The organism is Actinoplanes sp. ATCC 53533, from assembly GCF_003947245.1.
The window spans coordinates 21,827-38,471 of record NZ_QHHV01000191.1 but is presented as its reverse complement, the minus strand read 5'-3'; the positions used below and the strand labels follow the sequence as shown (position 1 = coordinate 38,471).

Annotated in this window: 16 protein-coding genes; 11 read left to right on the top strand and 5 right to left on the bottom strand. The window is 72.5% G+C overall.

Going from position 1 to position 16,645, the window contains the following annotated elements:
• Positions 1-418 precede the first annotated feature (418 nt).
• Both DMB66_RS45565 and DMB66_RS45560 read left to right on the top strand, forming a co-directional pair.
• Positions 419-1,480 (top strand): glycosyltransferase family 2 protein, encoded by a 1,062-nt coding sequence (locus DMB66_RS45565; RefSeq protein WP_125810355.1) that lies wholly within the window; start codon positions 419-421, stop codon positions 1,478-1,480.
• Positions 1,461-2,594, top strand: coding sequence for a glycosyltransferase (locus DMB66_RS45560; protein WP_233625308.1), 1,134 nt, complete (start codon positions 1,461-1,463; stop codon positions 2,592-2,594). The genes DMB66_RS45565 and DMB66_RS45560 overlap by 20 nt, the downstream gene beginning before the upstream one ends.
• A 21-nt stretch (positions 2,595-2,615) precedes the next feature.
• Here DMB66_RS45560 and DMB66_RS45555 read toward each other — a convergent pair whose 3' ends face one another.
• Positions 2,616-3,614: a hypothetical protein gene (locus DMB66_RS45555; RefSeq protein WP_199753006.1), complete on the bottom strand. Its 999-nt coding sequence runs from the start codon at positions 3,612-3,614 to the stop codon at positions 2,616-2,618.
• Positions 3,615-3,833: 219 nt separating this feature from the next.
• Between DMB66_RS45555 and DMB66_RS45550 the strand changes: the two genes are divergently transcribed.
• On the top strand, positions 3,834-4,541 hold the full coding sequence (locus DMB66_RS45550; RefSeq protein WP_125810353.1) for a helix-turn-helix domain-containing protein: 708 nt from the start codon (positions 3,834-3,836) through the stop codon (positions 4,539-4,541).
• Between the two features lie 514 nt (positions 4,542-5,055).
• Complete coding sequence (locus tag DMB66_RS45545; RefSeq protein ID WP_125810352.1) at positions 5,056-7,038, top strand: hypothetical protein; 1,983 nt, start codon at positions 5,056-5,058, stop codon at positions 7,036-7,038.
• A 65-nt stretch (positions 7,039-7,103) separates the two neighbouring features.
• Here the strand turns inward: DMB66_RS45545 and DMB66_RS65400 are convergent, their stop codons facing one another.
• Positions 7,104-7,226, bottom strand: coding sequence for a hypothetical protein (locus DMB66_RS65400; RefSeq protein ID WP_255441341.1), 123 nt, complete (start codon positions 7,224-7,226; stop codon positions 7,104-7,106).
• Positions 7,227-7,718: 492 nt separating this feature from the next.
• Between DMB66_RS65400 and DMB66_RS45535 the strand changes: the two genes are divergently transcribed.
• On the top strand, positions 7,719-8,129 hold the full coding sequence (locus tag DMB66_RS45535; RefSeq protein WP_125810351.1) for a DinB family protein: 411 nt from the start codon (positions 7,719-7,721) through the stop codon (positions 8,127-8,129).
• A gap of 7 nt (positions 8,130-8,136) precedes the next feature.
• Here the strand turns inward: DMB66_RS45535 and DMB66_RS45530 are convergent, their stop codons facing one another.
• Positions 8,137-9,984 (bottom strand): ATP-binding protein, encoded by a 1,848-nt coding sequence (locus DMB66_RS45530; protein ID WP_125810350.1) that lies wholly within the window; start codon positions 9,982-9,984, stop codon positions 8,137-8,139.
• 94 nt (positions 9,985-10,078) lie between these two features.
• Here DMB66_RS45530 and DMB66_RS45525 point away from each other — a divergent pair, with 94 nt between their 5' ends.
• The 3 genes from DMB66_RS45525 to DMB66_RS45515 are packed head-to-tail and all read left to right on the top strand — an operon-like array spanning position 10,079 to position 11,300.
• Positions 10,079-10,627, top strand: coding sequence for a TetR/AcrR family transcriptional regulator (locus tag DMB66_RS45525; protein WP_125810349.1), 549 nt, complete (start codon positions 10,079-10,081; stop codon positions 10,625-10,627).
• Positions 10,627-10,974 carry a multidrug efflux SMR transporter gene (locus DMB66_RS45520; RefSeq protein WP_125810348.1) on the top strand — a complete coding sequence of 116 codons (348 nt, stop codon included), beginning with the start codon at positions 10,627-10,629 and terminating at the stop codon, positions 10,972-10,974. The genes DMB66_RS45525 and DMB66_RS45520 overlap by 1 nt, the downstream gene beginning before the upstream one ends.
• Complete coding sequence (locus tag DMB66_RS45515) at positions 10,971-11,300, top strand: multidrug efflux SMR transporter (RefSeq protein ID WP_125810347.1); 330 nt, start codon at positions 10,971-10,973, stop codon at positions 11,298-11,300. Before DMB66_RS45520 ends, DMB66_RS45515 begins: the two co-directional genes overlap by 4 nt.
• A gap of 19 nt (positions 11,301-11,319) precedes the next feature.
• Here the strand turns inward: DMB66_RS45515 and DMB66_RS45510 are convergent, their stop codons facing one another.
• On the bottom strand, positions 11,320-12,909 hold the full coding sequence (locus tag DMB66_RS45510; protein ID WP_125810346.1) for a methyl-accepting chemotaxis protein: 1,590 nt from the start codon (positions 12,907-12,909) through the stop codon (positions 11,320-11,322).
• 113 nt (positions 12,910-13,022) lie between these two features.
• Between DMB66_RS45510 and DMB66_RS45505 the strand changes: the two genes are divergently transcribed.
• From DMB66_RS45505 to DMB66_RS45495, 3 genes are read left to right on the top strand one after another with little or no spacing between them, the layout of a single operon-like run.
• Positions 13,023-14,123: a hypothetical protein gene (locus DMB66_RS45505; protein ID WP_125810345.1), complete on the top strand. Its 1,101-nt coding sequence runs from the start codon at positions 13,023-13,025 to the stop codon at positions 14,121-14,123.
• A complete protein-coding gene (locus DMB66_RS45500) occupies positions 14,120-15,028 on the top strand; it encodes an ABC transporter ATP-binding protein (protein WP_125810344.1) in 909 nt (302 codons plus the stop codon). The genes DMB66_RS45505 and DMB66_RS45500 overlap by 4 nt, the downstream gene beginning before the upstream one ends.
• Positions 15,025-15,855: an ABC transporter permease gene (locus DMB66_RS45495; protein WP_125810343.1), complete on the top strand. Its 831-nt coding sequence runs from the start codon at positions 15,025-15,027 to the stop codon at positions 15,853-15,855. The genes DMB66_RS45500 and DMB66_RS45495 overlap by 4 nt, the downstream gene beginning before the upstream one ends.
• Here DMB66_RS45495 and DMB66_RS45490 read toward each other — a convergent pair.
• A complete protein-coding gene (locus DMB66_RS45490) occupies positions 15,845-16,618 on the bottom strand; it encodes a lipase (RefSeq protein ID WP_125810342.1) in 774 nt (257 codons plus the stop codon). The genes DMB66_RS45495 and DMB66_RS45490 overlap by 11 nt on opposite strands.
• Positions 16,619-16,645 lie beyond the last annotated feature (27 nt).

Sequence of the window (16,645 nt, the reverse complement as noted above, 5' to 3'; positions counted from 1 at the left end):
GGCCGGCGGTGGCGGCGGAGAAACGCGGGGACGGCGGATATTCAACCGGCGGCAGCGCGTTATTGGGAGAAGGTGCGATCGGCTGTCCTTTTCCGTTAACCGGAAATTTGCCGGCGACTGGTCGGCGGGGCCGGCGCGGCGCCGAGCCGCGCGCGTCAAGGCATCGACTTCTAGCAGCTCAGCATTGATGACGCCGGTTTCCCGCCGGTGGTCTTCGCGCGGTTCGCCGCCGCCATTTCGGGCCGGGGCAGTGCTTGGCCGAACGACCTGCGTTCGCCACCGGCTATTCATCCGGGCGCCTTTCACGAGCCGTATCTTCCATCCGTGTCGCGGCCCTTGGCGCTCCCGATGCGACCGCGCGGTGAATTCGCTCTCGCCAATGCGCTCGTCCTCATTGCTGTGTGTTGAGAGGTTTCTCATGGATAGGCTGCCCGAAGTCAGCGTGGTCGTGCCGACGCGCTTCCGACCGGAGCTGGTGACCCGGGCGGTCCGCAGCGCGCTGGCGCAGACGGTCGGCGCCATCGAGGTCATCGTGGTGATCGACGGACCGGACGAGCCGACGAGCCGCGCGCTGGCCCGGATCACCGATGCCCGGCTGCGGGTGGTCGTGGTGCCGGCGCCGGGTGGCGCGCCGAACGCCCGCAACGTCGGCGTCCGCGCGGCCCGCGCGCCCTGGACGGCGCTGCTGGACGACGATGACGAGTGGCTGCCGCACAAGCTCGCGGTCCAGCTCGACGCCGCCAGGGGCGCGAAGACGGCGATGCCGGTGGTGGCCAGCCGGCTGATCAACCGCACCCCGCGCGCCGACTCGGTCCTGCCGCGCCGGTTGCCGGCCCCGGGCGAGCCGGTGAGCGAATATCTCACCGTGCGCCGCGGGCTGTTCTACGGCGACGGCTTCATCCAGACGTCGACGATCATGGCGCCGACCGTGCTGCTGCGCCGGGAGCCGTTCACCGTCGGGCTGCGCCGGATGCAGGAACTCGACTGGGTGCTGCGGGCGGTCCACCACGAGGACATCGAGCTGGTCTTCGCGGCCGAGCCGCTGGTGATCTTCCACCAGGACGAGAACCGGCCGCGGATCACGCTGCACTCGCCCTGGGAGGGTCAGCTCGAATGGCTGCGGCGCAGCCGCCACCTGGTCACCCCGCGGGCGTACGCGGCATTGATCATGAGCGTGATCAGCTCGATGGCCGCGCCCACCCGCAGCGCCCGGGTCTTCGGGATGCTGCTGCGCGAAGCGCGCCGGCACGGGCGGCCCGGTGCGATCGACTACCTGACCTTCCTGCAGATCTGGCTCATCCCGCCGAAGCTGCGCGCCAGCCTCCGCGACCGGGTGCTCGGCCGCCGCCGTGGGCAGCGTCCCGCCGCAGCGCCCGCGGTGCCCGCCGCAGCGGAGAGCAGCGGCGATGACGGGGTTCTCCGGCTTCCCGCCCAAGCGGACCGCAGTGAGGAGCTGGCGCGTGACGGCGCCCGCGGGTAGGACGGTCGCGATCTGGCGCAGTTGCCTACTGCCGGCCTCCGAGACGTTCATCCGGCACCAGGGCGGCGCGCTGACGCGCTGGCGGCCGGCGTACGTGGGCGCCGTCAAGGTCGAGTCGCCGATCGCCGTGGACACCGATGCCATCGCCTACCCGGACACCGCCGGAGGCCGGCTCGGCTGGCTCCTGCTCCGCCTGACCGGGAGGTCGCCGCGACTGCGCGGGCTGCTGTCCGGCCTGCGCCCGACGGTGATCCACGCGCACTTCGGGGGCGACGGCTGGCTCGTCAGCCGGGCGGCCACCCGGCTCGGCGTCCCGCTGATCATCACCCTGCACGGCCTCGACGTGACCAGCCAGGCCCGGCGGCCGGGCCTGCGAGGGCTGCGGCACCGCAGGCACCTGCGCGCCGCGTTCGCCCGGGCGGCCCTCATCATCGCGGTGTCGGAGTTCATCCGGGCCCGGGCGATCGAGCTCGGCGCGGACCCCGCGAAGGTGCGCGTGCACCACACCGGCGTGCCGATCGCCGCCGTTCCGGCCCCGGTGCCGCCGAAGTGGGACATCGTCTTCGTCGGGCGCTTCGTCGCGAAGAAGGGCATCGACGATCTGGTGGAAGCGGTCGGGATGCTCCCCGACCTGCGCCCCCGGGTCCTGCTCATCGGCGCGGGACCGCTGGCGGAGCCGATCCGGCTGCGGGCCGCGGAACTGGGCCTGGACGCGACCTTCCTGGGCGTCCAGGACGCCACGGTGGTGCGCCGTGCCCTGGCCGAGTCGAAGGTCTTCGTCTCCCCGTCGAAGACGGCACCCAACGGTGACACCGAAGGGTTGCCGACCACGATCCTGGAGGCCGGGAGCATGGGCCTGCCGACGATCTCGACCTACCACAGCGGCATCCCGGAAGCGGTGCTGCACGGCGAGACCGGCCTGCTCTGCCGGGAGGGCGACCGCGCCGCGCTGGCGGTGGCCATCCGGCGGCTGCTCACCGACGACGAGTTCCGGGCCCGCCTGGGCCGCCAGGCGCGCCGGCACATCGAGGCCCACTTCGACCTGGACGAACAGACCGGCCTGCTGCAGGAGCTGTACGAATCCGTCGGATCGCCGCAGCCCGCGGCGATCTGACCGGCCGGTGGACGCCCCTCGTCAGATCTCCGCCAGCGCGTGGAAGGTCCGCTTGGGTGCGAGATCGCCGTCGGGCATGACCTTGCAGACCCCGAAGGCGGCCAGGTCGAGGTCGAAGCGCGGATCATCGCGGTGCGGGAGGTGGTAGCCGGCGAAGGTGAACCAGAACGCCGTGTCGACGCCCTCCTTGTCGAAGGCGGTGAAGAGCTCGCGCAGGTAGCTGGCCTGTTCATCCTCGTCGCGGACGTAGTCGCCGTCGATGTGCGGCGGATCGGCGTCGTAGTCGACGATGTCCCAGCCCATTCCGCTGCGGGCGGCCGCGCCCCGGTATGTGCAGCAGCCGAACTCGGTCGCCGCGACCGGCTTGCCGTGCCGGAGGTAGCTTCGCAGGCCCGGGAGGAAGGCGGGGTCTGTGGGATCGACGTAGGCGTCGACGCCGACGATGTCGAAGGGCGCCCAGTCGATCTCCTCCCAGGTGGCGGAAGCATAGGTGATCTTGCCGCCGAACCGCTCGCGCACGGTCGCCGCGGTTGCGGCCAGCAGGGCGTTCATCGGGGCGCGGGCGTCGGCGAGCGCGCCGAGGACCGCGGCGTCGCCGCCGGTGAGGGCCTTGATCCGGGCGAAGGTGTCCGCTCCGGGCAGGAAACCGGAGGCGAACAGACTCAGCTCACAGCCGGCTACGAAGACGTCGGCTCCGACCGCCTCGGCGCGGTCCGCGCAGTCGGCGAAGTACGGAAGCAGTTGGCCGGCGGAGAGTTCGCAGGGAAACGGGGAGAACCAGACCTCGAGCCCGGCGTCGGCGGCGTGCCGGGCCGCGACCGCCAGCCGCTCGGGGTCACCGCCGGTGATCCGTACGGCATCGCAGCGCAGGTCTTCGGCGATGGTCCGGATCTCCCGCCGCACCGCGTCGGCGTGGAAGTCAGCTCGCGAGCTGCGCCCACCAGGGGTGAATCCGGTGTCGTAGGTGATGCCCTTGGCGCGCATGAGTGCTCCTGTTCGCTGGTCTGTCTCGAATGTCATCCCGTCTCCGCGGGGGTGACCGGATTCGATCGTTCAGCAAGAACCGAAGACCGGGCAACGGCCCGGCGCGCCGGGTTCGCACCGTCTGTGCAGCTCACAGCCGCGATCAGTGATTGCAATGGTGGTGCCGGTTAATGCACGGCGAAGGCGGTACGTTGCACCGGCCGACGACCGGCACACATACTGCGTCGGGTCCACCGGACAGAAGGAGGCGGCCGGATGCCAGGACGCAGGCTGACCAGAGCCGACCGACAGCGGATCGCCGCGGGTTTGGCGCGGGGCCTGGACTACGTCCAGATCGCCCGGCAGCTCGGCCGTCCCACCTCGACGGTCAGCCGCGAGGTCGCGCGCAACGGCGGACCGGGCCGATACCGCGCGGAACTGGCGCAACTCGCGACGACCCACCGCGCCCGGCGCAGGCCAAGCCCGCCGGCCGCGACGCGGCAACTCAGCGAAAGCAGCGGCCCCGATCCCGGCACGACGGCGGCGTTCGTCACCGAGCTCACCGCGGCGCTCATCGAAACCGGCCTGCCACGCACGGCCGCCGGCATCATGGCCTGCCTGTTCACCTCGGAGACCGGCAGCCGCACCGCCGCCGAACTGGCGAGCCACCTCCAGGTCAGCGCGGCGACCATCTCGCACGCGGTCGCCCTCCTCGACCAGCAGGCTCTGATCCGCCGCGACCGCGACCACGGCGGCAGACGCCACCGGTACCACCTCGACGAGGACGCGGGCTTCCGGTCGGTGCTGGTCGGCGCCCGCGCCAACCAGCGGCTCGCCGCCACCGTGCTGCGCGGCGCCGACATCTTCGGGGCCTGCCCCGCCACCGAAGCCCGACTCACGCTGGCCGGTCGCTTTCTCGAGCAGATCGGCAACGACATCATCCGGTCCGTACGACAGCACCGGCCTGACTTGCCCACACCCTGATTCATAGGTAGCCGCCGGCGGACGAGCACTGACTGCCTGGACGTTGAGTCCTGAGCCGACGCTGTCGGCCCGCACCAGCTGCGCTTGATGGCCGGTGACAGCGCGCGGGCCGAGGTGCTCAAGGTCGTCACCCGGATGCACAAGACGCTGATCTGGGAACGGACCACCGGCACCGTCTACAAACGAGACAACCGCCTGGTCACACCACCTCCCCAAGGCAGCCGCTCGACACCTGGGCTCATGGGACGCCTTTGCTCTGCTTCCTCATCGGAAACACCCCCGGCCAACGCCCGGCTGATTTCGCTCGTGAGAGCGGGGTTCTGTCCCGTGAAGAGTGATCGATCTTGGTCAGGTGGGCAGCGATTGGGCCGCCAACTAAGCCCGGTTACCGACAGGTGGTCGGCTGGCGCGGAATCGGGGACCTCAGGTCGCGGCTGAGGAGCGAGTTGATCCGGTCGCAGCGGGCTAGCCTCGGGTGTGGCAGCTCCGCCAGCTGGGGAGGAGTGAGCAGGGGATGCGGATCAGTTCGGCGCTCTTTCTGTCCTGGATCGCGCGTTCGCGTCGGGGCGTTGGCCACGGTGTGCTCGCCCGAGCCGCGTGGCGGCGCTTGGTCGCGGCCGGCGCCCGCGGCGACGCGAACGCGTTCACCGGAGTCTGGTACGCCTGGTGTCCGGACAAGAGCCAGGAACTGCCCGACGGGTTCGCCAGTTGGCCGGTGCCTGCCGATCTGGCGTTCAGTGTCGGCTGGGTGTTGACCGACCCGCAGCTCACCGGCGTCAACCGGAGGGCCGTCGCCACGCTTGTGGCCGGGAGCCCGCGGGCGATCAGCGTCGCCTGGACCGCCTGCAGTGCTGACCCGGAGCGGCCGGTGCCGGCCGAGCTGACCCGCTGTCCGGTGCCGGACTCCGCGGTCGGCGACCTCATCCGGACCGCCGAAGACGTCCGGCGCAGCGCCCGTGAGCGCGCCACCGTCGGTTCGCTCCTCCCCGACCGGGTGCTGGCCGAGTGGGGACCGCGCCGGCTGGCGAGTTTCTACGCGCTGACCGGGCAGATGGCGCGGCTACCCGGAATCGATGCGGACGGTTCAGTGCTCGCCGACGTTCTCGAGGATGTCGACGAGCGGACCCGGGCGACGATACGCGAGACTGTGCGCATGGCGGCCACCGCCACGGCGGCCACGGAGGTCGCCGGACCGCAGGACTGGCCACGCCGGTGGGACAGCGCAAGCAGGCTTTCACTGGCGGACGCGGCGGCGGTCGCCCGTTCCATCGCCGGCCGGTGGCAGCCCCCCGACGCGGCCTCGCGGCGGCTGTTCGACCTGCTCGCGCGGGCCGATCCGGATGCGCTGGCGGCCGGCCGATCGGCCTTGGCGTTCCCAGCGCCGGTACGGCTGCACACGGACACCGCGCCGCACAGTTGCTCGTTCTCCCCGGACGGGCGATGGGCGGTCGTCACCGTCCCGTCCTCCAGAGCCGTCTCGTTCTCCAAAGCCGACCTGACCGTTGATTGGCTGCTGTTCAGCCTGCCGGACGGCAACCTCGTCGAGCGGCGGCGGCGTGCCGGTGTCCTCTATGACGCGAGGCTGGCAGACCGCGGGGAAAACCGCGGGTACCGGCCGGCCATTGTCGTCGACGGCCACGTCACCGGGCTCCACAAGGGCAACACCGCCGTCGCGCACCAGATGATCCTGCCCCGCTCCGACGGGTTCGTCCGGGAGGACGTGATCCTGCCCGGCCGCGGTGTGCCGCCTCCTTACCAGGGTGGACTGCCGCACGACGGCACCCTGACGTTCTTCGACGCCGCCGGGCACGAGGTGAGCAACGTCCGTTTTCACCGTGACCTCGGCCTGCCGGACCGGTGGCACTACGGGCTGACGGCGGTCGACCCACTCGACGGGCGGGTGCTGGTCGACAGCGGCGAGCGGGTCTGGCTCCTCGACACCATGGCGCGGCGCGTGCTCGCCAGCAGTCCGCCCGACACCTTCGTGAACGCCGCCGCCTTCCTCGCCCCGGACCGCCTGGCCATGGTCGGCTCGGCACCCGGCGGCCACTCAGGACCCTACCTGCGGATCTGGCGGGTGCGCGGCGACACGATCGAGATCGAGACCGAGCCCCCGCACCGGCACCAGGTCTCCTCGCTGGCCGTGTTCCCCGGCCGCGGCGAGATCGCCACGGTCGACATCGAGGATCGGCTGCACTGGAGCGACGCCCGGACGCTCACCGAGATCGGCGGCCCGGCGCTGCCCGCTGTAACACTGTGGGACTCGCCGGACGGCCACATGTTCGCGTGTCCCGCGGCGGATCGCACGGGGGTCGACGTGTTCGTCGACCCCCTACCAGCTCGCCTGGCAGCCCTGCCCAACCTGCCACTGGCCGACGCGACGCCCGCGGACCTCACGGCCGTGATCAAGGCGCTCGACGACCCCCTGCCTGCGGCCCGACCGTACCTCGAACTGCTTCGCGGATACCTGGAACTGCGCTTCGGCCCGACTGGCTGACTGGAAGGCACGACCCATGGGTCCACCACGGGTTCGACCACGGTTACCACGGGCGCGGGCCGGCGTTAGGCGAACGAGGTGTAGGCCTCGGCGACGGCGGCCACCGCCTGGCGCTCACCGGCCGCGGCCGCGCGACCTGCGGGCCATCGTTCGCCGAACCGCGTGAACGTGATCTGATCTCGGATCACCTGATGGCCGTCCAGCCGCGATCGTGATCGATCGGTCAAGCCGGATCGGCCTGGTGATGGGCGGCAGCCAGGCGCTGAGCCGGTCGCTGCTGCTCCCGACCAACCTTCGGAACCTCGCCATCACAGCCTCGGACTGGTGATTGCGAAACCGACGGACCCGGCTCCACCCGGGTGGCCCGGTGGAATCCGGTCAGACCGATTTAACCAGCCGGCATCAACCGATAAGCAAACCCGCACATTCCACCCGGTGTTTCCGATGGGGAAGCAGAGCAAAGCGAGCAACCACCACCACCCCCGCCGGGCGGACACCGGCAAGGGAGCCGGACAAAGCGTCGTCGACGAAGTCCGGATGCTGGTTTGCCCGGCGTCACGTGGTAAGGGAACGCGCCTTCTCGAGGATCGGCAGGAAGCAGGCCGATGGAGCCGACGACCAGGCCGCCGTCGCTCGCGCCACCGCGAGAGTAGCCACCCGGCACGGTGCCGGCGGAGGCAATGGCGCGGCGTTCGGTCGCACCGTCGACGATGTCGCTGCTGGGGCTGGTGCGGCATCTGGCCGAAGTGGAGCGTGCGACGTTCCGGGTGCTGATGTCGGGACAGGACGTGCCCCGGCTGTATTGCTCCGACACCGACCGCGACGGTGACTTCGACGGTGCTGTCGCCGACCCCCGGGTGGTCGCGGAGGCGTGGGACGCCTGGCGTGCGGAGGTGGATTTCGCGACGCGGTTCGTGGCCGAGGCGCCCGGTCTCGACATCACCGGTGATGATCCGCTGAACGAGCACGGCAGCGGCGGCGGGCTGATGTCGCTGCGCGACGTGCTGGTCGGCATGGTGCATGAGTATGCCCGCCACCTGGGCCACGCGGACCTGTTGCGCGAGCGGATCGACGGGCGCATCGGCCAGTAGCGCGGCGTCAGGCGGCGCCGGCGCGATCCGGCACGGCCGCGGCCCGCTCGCGCGGGACGGTGGCCGGCAGGGTGAACCAGAACCGGCTGCCGCCGCCGGGGTTCGCCCGCACCCCCACCTCGCCGCCGTGGCGTTCGATGATGCGGTGCACGATGGCCAGCCCCAGCCCGGTGCCGTGGTAGTTCTGGCTGCCGTCGGCCCTGGTGAACGGGGTGAAGACGGTCGCTTGCTGCGCCGCCGGGATGCCGATGCCGCGATCGGCCACCTCGATCCGGCAGCCTCCGCCGTCCTGCGGGGTAGCGCTGATCTCGATGCGTGGGTCCTGGCCGGCGCGGGTGTATTTCAGGGCGTTGCCGATGAGGTTGTCGAGGACCTGGTGCAGCAGGACCGGGTCGCCGTCCACGGTCGGCAGCGGCCAGAGCACGATCGCGGGCTGCTGGTCGTCGTAGCCGTTCACCCGGTCCCGGATCACCTCGGCCACCACCCGGTTCAGGTCGACCTGCTGGCGCAGCAGCGTCTGGTTGTCGGCGGTGGCGTAGTTCAGCAGGTCGTCGATCAGCGACTGCATGCGCCGGGCGCCGCCGTAGAGGCGGTCGAGGAAGTCGCGGTGCTCCGGTTCGAGCCGGGGCGCGGCCTGCTCGCGCAGGAAGTCGGCGTAGCCGGTGATGCGGGCGAGCGGGCTGCGCAGGTCGTGGGCGACGATGCCGGCGAATCCGACCAGTTCCTCCTCGCGGCGGCGCAGTTGCTGCTCGACCGCCTCGCGGCGGCTGATGTCGTCGCGCAGCGCGGCGGTGGCGATGTCCACCCGCCGCAGCGCGCGGTTGCGGGAGCTGACCATCGCGCCGGTCAGCGCGGCGAGCAACGCCGTGATGAGGGTGCCGATCAGCGCGGCGACGACGTCGAGGTGCAGGTCGGCGTCGGGCAGGACCTGGTCGGTGGGCGCGACGGTGACCTGCCAGGTGCGCTGCGGCACGATGATCGGCGCCGTACGGGCGGGCCGGCCCTCGTCGATCCCGGCCGCCGGCAGCCGGCGCCCGACCGGGGCGGTGGCACCGGTCTCCGGGTCGGAGAGCGTGACGGCGACGGCGTTCCCGGCGATCCGGCCGATCGCGTCCCGCAGGAAGTCGCCGCCCCGCAGCGCCATCACCATCCAGCCGCGGAACTGCCCGGCGTCGCTCGCCGACGGTGAGGTGGCGTACACCGGCGCGGCGAGCAGGAACCCCAGTTGGCGCTCGCCCTCGGGCACCTCCGCGTCCTGGACCAGCTGGTAACCGGCGCTGATCGCGATCTGATGGCCCTCCCGGGCCCGGCTGAGCGCGGCAGTGGCCTCGGGCGACGCCGCCAGGTCCTCGCCCGCGCTCGAACCGGTGCCGTCGATGGACCGGCTCAGCACGACGAACAGGTGCCCGGAGGAGTGCCCCGGCGCGGGCCGCAGCCGCAGGTCCGGGCTTCCGGCGCGGCGCCAGGTGGCCTGCACCCGGTGCACCTCCGCGCCGGTGGCGGGCACGACCAGCGCGACCCCGGTGGCCCCGGGCAGCCGCTGCTGGTCGGTCGCCGCGGTGATCGCCTCGAACTCGCGCGTCGCGAGCTGGGCCTGGGCGCCGACCGCGCCGGCCAGGTCGAGCAGGGAGGTGCTGTACCGCCGCATCTCGGCGGTCAGGGTGTGCGCGACCATCGTGGTCCGCTGGGCGAGCGCCCGGCTGAGCCTGTCCTCGTCGGTGCGCCGCAGCGCGCCCACCGCCAGCCCGGTGCCGATCATGCCGAGGCAGATCACCAGGGCCAGGATCCGCGACCGGCGTCCCCGACCACGGGGTCGGCCGTCGGCCGGGGTCTGCCCCGTCGGCGCGGACTTCACCCAGGTCAGGGTACGCCGCCGGGCGCGCCGGCAGGTGTGCTTCGGGCAGACCCGGCGGTTGTAACTTTACCGTCCGGAAGGTAAAGTAACCCGGATGAGACCAAGTCAGCGGACGGCACTGCTGGACGCGTCCCTGCGGCTGCTGCGGGTGTCGGACGGCGCCGACATCACCCTGGACGCCGTGGCCCGGGAGGCCGGCATCACCAAGCCCGGCCTGATGTATCACTTCCCGAGCCGGGAGGCGCTGATGCTGGCCATCGTCGACCACGCGGCCGCCCGCCTGGAGCGGGCGATGGCGGAGTGCCTCGGCGGCGCCCTGGCCGACGCGACGCCGGCGGAACGCATCCGGGCCTACGCGGAGGTCGCCGCCCAGGGCTCGGATTCCCGCGGCGAATATGCCGTCTACACCGAGGCGGCCTACCGTCCCAGCCTCGCCGGGCCGTGGCTGGAGCGGATGGGCCGCTGGTTCGACCTGCCGGCCGGGCTCGACGGCCGCACCCGGGCCGCCCTGACCGTCGCCCGCCTCGCGGCCGACGGTCTCTGGGCGGCCGAGGCTACCGGGGTCTTTCCGCCCGGCCCCGCCGATCGCGACGCCGTCGTCGACCTGATCCGCTCCCTCACCACCGAAAGCGAGCACCGCTGATGAAGAAGTGGCTCATGCTCACCGCCGCGATCGGCAGCGAGGTCGCGGCGACCCTCGCCCTCAAGGCCGCCCTCGACCAGCCCGCCTGGTACGCGCTGGTGACCGCCGGTTACGTCGCCGCGTTCGCCTTCCTGGCGGTCTGCCTGCGGCTCGGCATGAAGATCGGCGTCGCGTACGGCATCTGGGGCGCCGGCGGCGTCACCGTCACCGCGATCCTGTCCGCGGTGATCTACGGCGAACCGCTGACCGCGCTGATGGGCCTGGGCATCGCGCTCATCATCGCCGGCGTGCTGACCGTCGAGCTCGGCTCGCAGCGGGCCGCCCGGGAGCACGAGGTGCCGGCATGACCTGGGTGTTCCTCATCGCCGCGATCCTGAGCGAGGTCGGCGCCACGATGTCGCTGCGCGCCTCCGGCGGCCTGACCAGGAAGGCCTGGATCCTGCCGGTCGCCGGTGGCTACGTGCTGGCCTTCGTCTTCCTGAGCCTGGCGCTGGCCGAGGGGATCGCGCTGGGCGTCGCCTACGGCATCTGGGCGGCGTCCGGGGTGGCGCTGACCGCGGTCCTGGCCCGCTTCATCTTCCGTGAGCCGCTGACCCGCACCATGGCCGTCGGCATCCTGCTCATCTCCGCCGGGGTGCTGATCGTCGAGCTCGGCGCCGACGCCGCGCACTGAGGGTCACCCCTGCCCGCGGTCAGTAGCGGAAGCGGGAGACCAGGTCCTGGAGCTGCCGGGACATCACCGCGAGGTCGGCGGCGGCCTGGCTGGTCTCGTCGATGGTCTCGGTGGTCCGGCGGGTGGCGTCCGACACCCCGGCGATGGTCGCCGCGATGTTGCCGGCCCCGTCGGCGGCTTCCGACAGGGTCCGGTTCATCTCCTGGGTGGTGGCCGTCTGCTCCTCGACCGCGGAGGCGATCGTCACCTGGATGTCGTTGATCCGTTCGATGATCGCGCTGATCTCGCCGATCGCCGCCACCGCGCCGGAGGTGTCGGCCTGAATCGTCTCGACCCGGCGCACGATGTCCTCGGTGGCCTTGGCGGTCTCCTGGGCCAGGTCCTTGACCTCGCTCGCGACGACCGCGAAGCCCTTGCCGGCGTCGCCGGCGCGCGCCGCCTCGATGGTCGCGTTCAGCGCCAGCAGGTTGGTCTGCTCGGCGATCGCGGTGATGACCTTGACCACGGTGGCGATCTCGGTGGACGACTCGCCGAGCCGTGCGACGGTGGCGTTGGTGGCGGCGGCCACCTGCACCGCCTGCGCGGCGACGCCCGTCGCCTCCGAGGTCGAAGCGCTGATCTCGCGGATGGAGGCGCCCATGTCCTGCGAGCCGGTCGAGACGATCTGCAGGTTGTTCGAGACCACATCGGCCGCCGAGGCGACCGAGCCGGCCTGCACGGACGCCTCGTTGGCGGCCGAGCTGACGGCGCCGGAGACCGACGTCAGCTGGTTGGCGGAATTCCGCAGGGTGGTGGCGTTGCCCACGAGCTGCACCACGTCCTCGCGCAGCCGGCTGATGCCGCGGTCGAGCGCGGCGGCCATCCGGCCGACCTCGTCGCGGACGGTCACGTCGCAGGACCGGGTGAGGTCGCCCTCGGCCAGCCCCTCGGCCGCGTGGGAGACCCCGGCGACCGCGCGGCGGACGCGGTTGGCGACCCGCATCCCCAGATACAGGCTGACCACCACGCCGGCGACCAGCAGGACCACCATGGTCTGGACCGCCGAGGACTCGCGCTCCTCGGCGTCCGCGATCTGCGCGCTCACCCGGTCGGAGACGTACTGCTCCACCGCGGCCTGATCGCTGACGAGCTCGTCGTGCAGCTTGGTGAAATCGGCCAGTCCGGTGGCCAGTTCCGCGGGCGTGGCCGTCGGCGGCACGCTGGTCAGGAAGGTCTTGAAGGCGTCCCAGTCGGTGCTCATCTTGGCGACGACCGTCGTGCCCGCGGGGTCGGTGAGGCTGGTGGCCAGCGTCTTCAGGCCGGAGTCGACCGTCTCCTGCTGCACCGCCAGATTCTTGGCGATGTCCGCGGCGATCGCCGGATAGGCCTTCATCGCGGTGATGGAGCCGACGAAAGCCTCGAGGTTCTGCCCGACGGCCGACGAGGCCTTCAGCACGCCGAGGTCGTGTCGCTGGGCGGCGATGGAGGTATCGCCCATCTGGTAGAGCGTCCGCAACGCGACCGCCGCGATGATCACCCCCATCGTGGTCGCGACCAGCACGGCCGAGCCGATCTTCGTCCGCAGCGAGCGATTGTCGAACGCCGATCCCAGACCGCCGGTCCGTGCCATGCCCTGTTCTCCCTCACGCTTACTGGTCCCTCACCCCCGTTCGACCGTCCCGGGCCAAACCTGAGCCGGGCCGCCGCGGGTACGGTTGCAGGCCTATGCGCAGGGGCCGCACGGTGGTGAGGGCGGAAGCGCGGCGCCGCTGGGGCATCGTGCTCGGCGTCGTCACGCTGTTGTGCGGCATTCCGATCGTCGTCAACCGGTGGCCCGTGTCCGCCGCCGAGCCCGGCGTGGCCGTGCTGCGCGAGCGGATGGTCGCCTCCTCCGACCAGCCCTATCAGGGCTTCGCGCAGAGCAACGGCCTGCTGCCGATCCCGCCGCTGCCCAACCTGGCGCGGGTCACCGCCCTGGCCAGCGGCACGACCGAGATGCGCACCTGGTATGCGGCACCCGACCGCTGGCGGGTCGACGTCATCGCCGGCGGCACCGAACGCGATCTCTACCGCACCCCGGAGGCGGAGTACGTCTGGGACTTCGACGACAACCAGCTTTCCCGGATCGTCGGTGATCAGCGGGTCCGCCTGCCCCGGGCGGCCGACCTGACCCCACCCGACCTGGCACGCCGGCTGCTCGGCCTCGCGGCGGGCGAGGCGCTCCAGCCGCTGCCGGCCAAGCGGGTCGCGGGCATTCCGGCGGCCGGCCTGCGGATCGCGCCCGCGGCGGGGGACAGCACCGTCGACCACGTCGACATCTGGGCCGATCCGGCTTCCGGCCTGCCGCTGCGGGTCGAGCTCACGGCGCGGGGCGGGGAACGGCCGGCCTTCATCAGCCGCTTCCTGGAGCTGCGCCTGAGCGTGCCGGACGGCGACGTGCTGACTCCACCGGCCCGGCGGCCGGGCATGGGCTACGCGCTGGGCGAGGCGCCGGACGTGCTGGGTGCGCTCAACCGCGGCCGCTTCGGCGTACCGCCGGACCTGCTGGCCGGTCAGCGGCGCCGCGACCCGCTCGACGGGACCCGGGCCGTCGGGGTCTACGGCGCCGGGCTGGCGCAGTTCGTGGTGCTGCCGGTGCCACGCCGATTCGGCTCCGAGGCGTACGACAACGCGGTGCGGTTCGGCCGCGGCCTGCCGGTGCCGAGCGGCCGGGCCGCGCTGCTCGGCACCGGGCTGCTCACCGTCCTGGTCGTCCAGGCCGAGCGGACCTTCCTGGTCGCCGGGCTGGTGCGGCCCGCCGTGCTGGAACGCGTCGCCACCGACCTGGCCGGAGCCGCCCGATGATCAGAACCACGGACCTGACCAAGCGGTACGGCCGGATCCACGCCGTGGACGGGGTCGACCTGGAGGTTCGCGAGGGCGACCGGTACGGCCTGCTCGGCCCGAACGGCTCCGGCAAGACCACCCTCGTCCGGATGCTGCTCGGCCTGGTCTTCGCCACCCGCGGCGAGATCGAGGTGCTCGGATCGGCCGTCCCGCGCCGGGTGAAGGAGATCCTGCCGTCGGTCGGCGCCCTGGTCGAGGGCCCGGGCGCCTACCCGCACCTGTCCGGCCGGACCAATCTGAGCCTGCTGGACGCGGCCGGGCCGGGCGGTGGCCGCCGCGACCGCCGCGCCCGGGTCGGCGAGGCCCTGGAGCGGGTCGGGCTCGCCGGGATCGACCGCCGGCCGGTGCGCGCGTACTCGCTGGGCATGCGGCAGCGGCTCGGCCTGGCCGCGGCCCTGCTGCGCCGGCCCCGGCTGCTGATCCTCGACGAGCCGACCAACGGCCTGGACCCGCGCGGCATCCGGGAGATCCGGGACCTGCTGATCGAGCTCAACGCCGACGGCACCACCGTGTTCCTCTCCAGCCACCTGCTCGGCGAGATCGAGGCGCTGTGCACCCGGGTCGGGGTGATGGACCGCGGCCGGCTGGTGCTGCAGGACGACCTCGCCACGCTGCGGGCGCCGACCGGCCGGGTGGTGGTCGGCACCCCCGACCCGGAACGGGTGGTCGCGCTGCTGGACGGCAAGGTCGAGGCCGTTCAGGGCCATCTGCTGACGGTGCGTCATCCCGACCCCGGCGACCTGAACGCCGAACTGGTCCGGGCCGGCATCCGGATCACCGAGTTCGCCGGCGAACGGCGCTCGCTCGAACAGATCGTGCTGGCCGCGACGACGACCAGTGCCGACCGGGTGGAGGCGCCATGATCACGGTGGAGCTGGCGAAGCTGTTCCGGCGGCCGCGCACCTATCTGATCGCGGCGCTGCTCTGCGCCCTGCCGCTGATCGTCGCGGTCTTCCTGGCCACGACCAGGATCCCGCCGCCGCCCGGGCAGGGCGGCGCGTTCCTGTCCGCGGTGCTGAGCAACGGTGCCCTGTTCCCGGCCGCCGCGATGGCGCTGGTCATGCCGATCTTCCTGCCGGTCTCGGTGGCCGTGCTGGCCGGTGACTCGATCGCCGGGGAGGCCGCCACCGGCACCCTGCGCTACCTGCTGATCCGCCCGGTCGGGCGGACCCGGCTGCTGGTCGCGAAGCTGATCGCGCTGATCGTCTTCGTGCTGTTCGCGATCGGGGCGGTGCTGCTCACCTCGCTGGCCGCCGGGCTGACCCTGTTCGGCGGCGAACCGTCCGCCGGGGTGGCCCTGCCCGCGGACGTGACCTCGCTGTCCGGCGTCACCATCACCCCGGCCGGCCTGATGCTGCGGCTGCTGGGCACCGTCGCCTACATCGCCGTGTCGATGCTGGGGGTGGCGGCGATCGCGCTGTTCCTGTCCACCGTCACCGACTCGGCGCTGGGCGCCGCGATGGGGGCGCTGTCCGTGCTGGTCACCAGCCAGGTGCTGGCCACCCTGGACGCGGCCGCGGCGATCCGGCCGTACCTTCCGACCCGCTACTGGCTCGCCTGGATCGACTTCTTCCGCGAGCCGATCCTCTGGCGCGACATCGAGCGCGGCGCCGGCATCCAGGTGGTCTACCTGGTCGTCCTGCTCGGGGCCGCCTGGGCGAACTTCACGACCCGCGACATCACGAACTGACCGGGCAGGCGTCCGGCGCCGCCAGCGGCGCCGGGCCGAGCGCCCGCAGCACCAGGGCGGTGACCACCGGGTCCGTCGGCAGCTCACCGTGCGAGATCACCGCGCCGGGACAGAGACTCTGCACCGGTACGTTCACAGCTCCGTCCAGCCGGGCCGACTCCGGTGGCTGGACGGTCTGGTCGTTCTCCGTCCAGATCGACAGCCACGGCAGCCCCGGCGGCAGGGGGTCGCCGGCGAGGTCGTTCAGGACGGCGCTGCCGGGGGCGAGCTGGCGGCACGCCGTCGGGCAGGCGTCCGGTGCCAGCGCCGAGCCGATCCCGGCGATCCGTGCGCCGTGCAGCGGGGAGCCCAGCGTGACGATCCGCCGGGCGGCGGTCGCGCCCTCGTGCCGCCGCACCCAGAGCCGGGTCACCACGCCACCGGCCGAATATCCGATCACGTCGACGGACGGCGCGCCGCTGCCCAGCGCCGTCCGCACGGCGTCTTCCAGGGCGTCGGCCTGCACCAGCAGATCGCCGGTGCCGTCGCCGGGCAGGGCGACGACCCGCGCGACCCGGCCGGCGGCCGCCAGCCGCTGGGCCAGCCGGGACAGCGCGGCCTGGCTGCCGCCGTACCCGGGGACCAGCAGGACCGTGCCGGGAATGGCCTGGTCCGGCCGCCCGGACCGGCTGTCGCCGCCGAGCAGGCGCACGCCGAGGCCGGCCAGCACCGCGAGCACCACCACCGCGGCGGCGATGATCGCTATCCGGCGTCGGGGAGCCACCGGTCCATCATGCCGCGCGCTGGAAGA

Bases quoted from the DNA above. Each gene is read 5' to 3' on its own strand.
- DMB66_RS45565 (WP_125810355.1), top strand. From the start codon at position 419: ATGGATAGGCTGCCCGAAGTCAGCGTGGTCGTGCCGACGCGCTTCCGA.
- DMB66_RS45510 (WP_125810346.1), bottom strand. From the start codon at position 12,909: ATGGCACGGACCGGCGGTCTGGGATCGGCGTTCGACAATCGCTCGCTG.
- DMB66_RS45545 (WP_125810352.1), top strand. From the start codon at position 5,056: ATGCGGATCAGTTCGGCGCTCTTTCTGTCCTGGATCGCGCGTTCGCGT.
- DMB66_RS45525 (WP_125810349.1), top strand. From the start codon at position 10,079: ATGAGACCAAGTCAGCGGACGGCACTGCTGGACGCGTCCCTGCGGCTG.
- DMB66_RS45520 (WP_125810348.1), top strand. From the start codon at position 10,627: ATGAAGAAGTGGCTCATGCTCACCGCCGCGATCGGCAGCGAGGTCGCG.
- DMB66_RS45550 (WP_125810353.1), top strand. From the start codon at position 3,834: ATGCCAGGACGCAGGCTGACCAGAGCCGACCGACAGCGGATCGCCGCG.
- DMB66_RS45500 (WP_125810344.1), top strand. From the start codon at position 14,120: ATGATCAGAACCACGGACCTGACCAAGCGGTACGGCCGGATCCACGCC.
- DMB66_RS45535 (WP_125810351.1), top strand. From the start codon at position 7,719: ATGGCGCGGCGTTCGGTCGCACCGTCGACGATGTCGCTGCTGGGGCTG.
- DMB66_RS45555 (WP_199753006.1), bottom strand. From the start codon at position 3,614: ATGACATTCGAGACAGACCAGCGAACAGGAGCACTCATGCGCGCCAAG.
- DMB66_RS45495 (WP_125810343.1), top strand. From the start codon at position 15,025: ATGATCACGGTGGAGCTGGCGAAGCTGTTCCGGCGGCCGCGCACCTAT.
- DMB66_RS45515 (WP_125810347.1), top strand. From the start codon at position 10,971: ATGACCTGGGTGTTCCTCATCGCCGCGATCCTGAGCGAGGTCGGCGCC.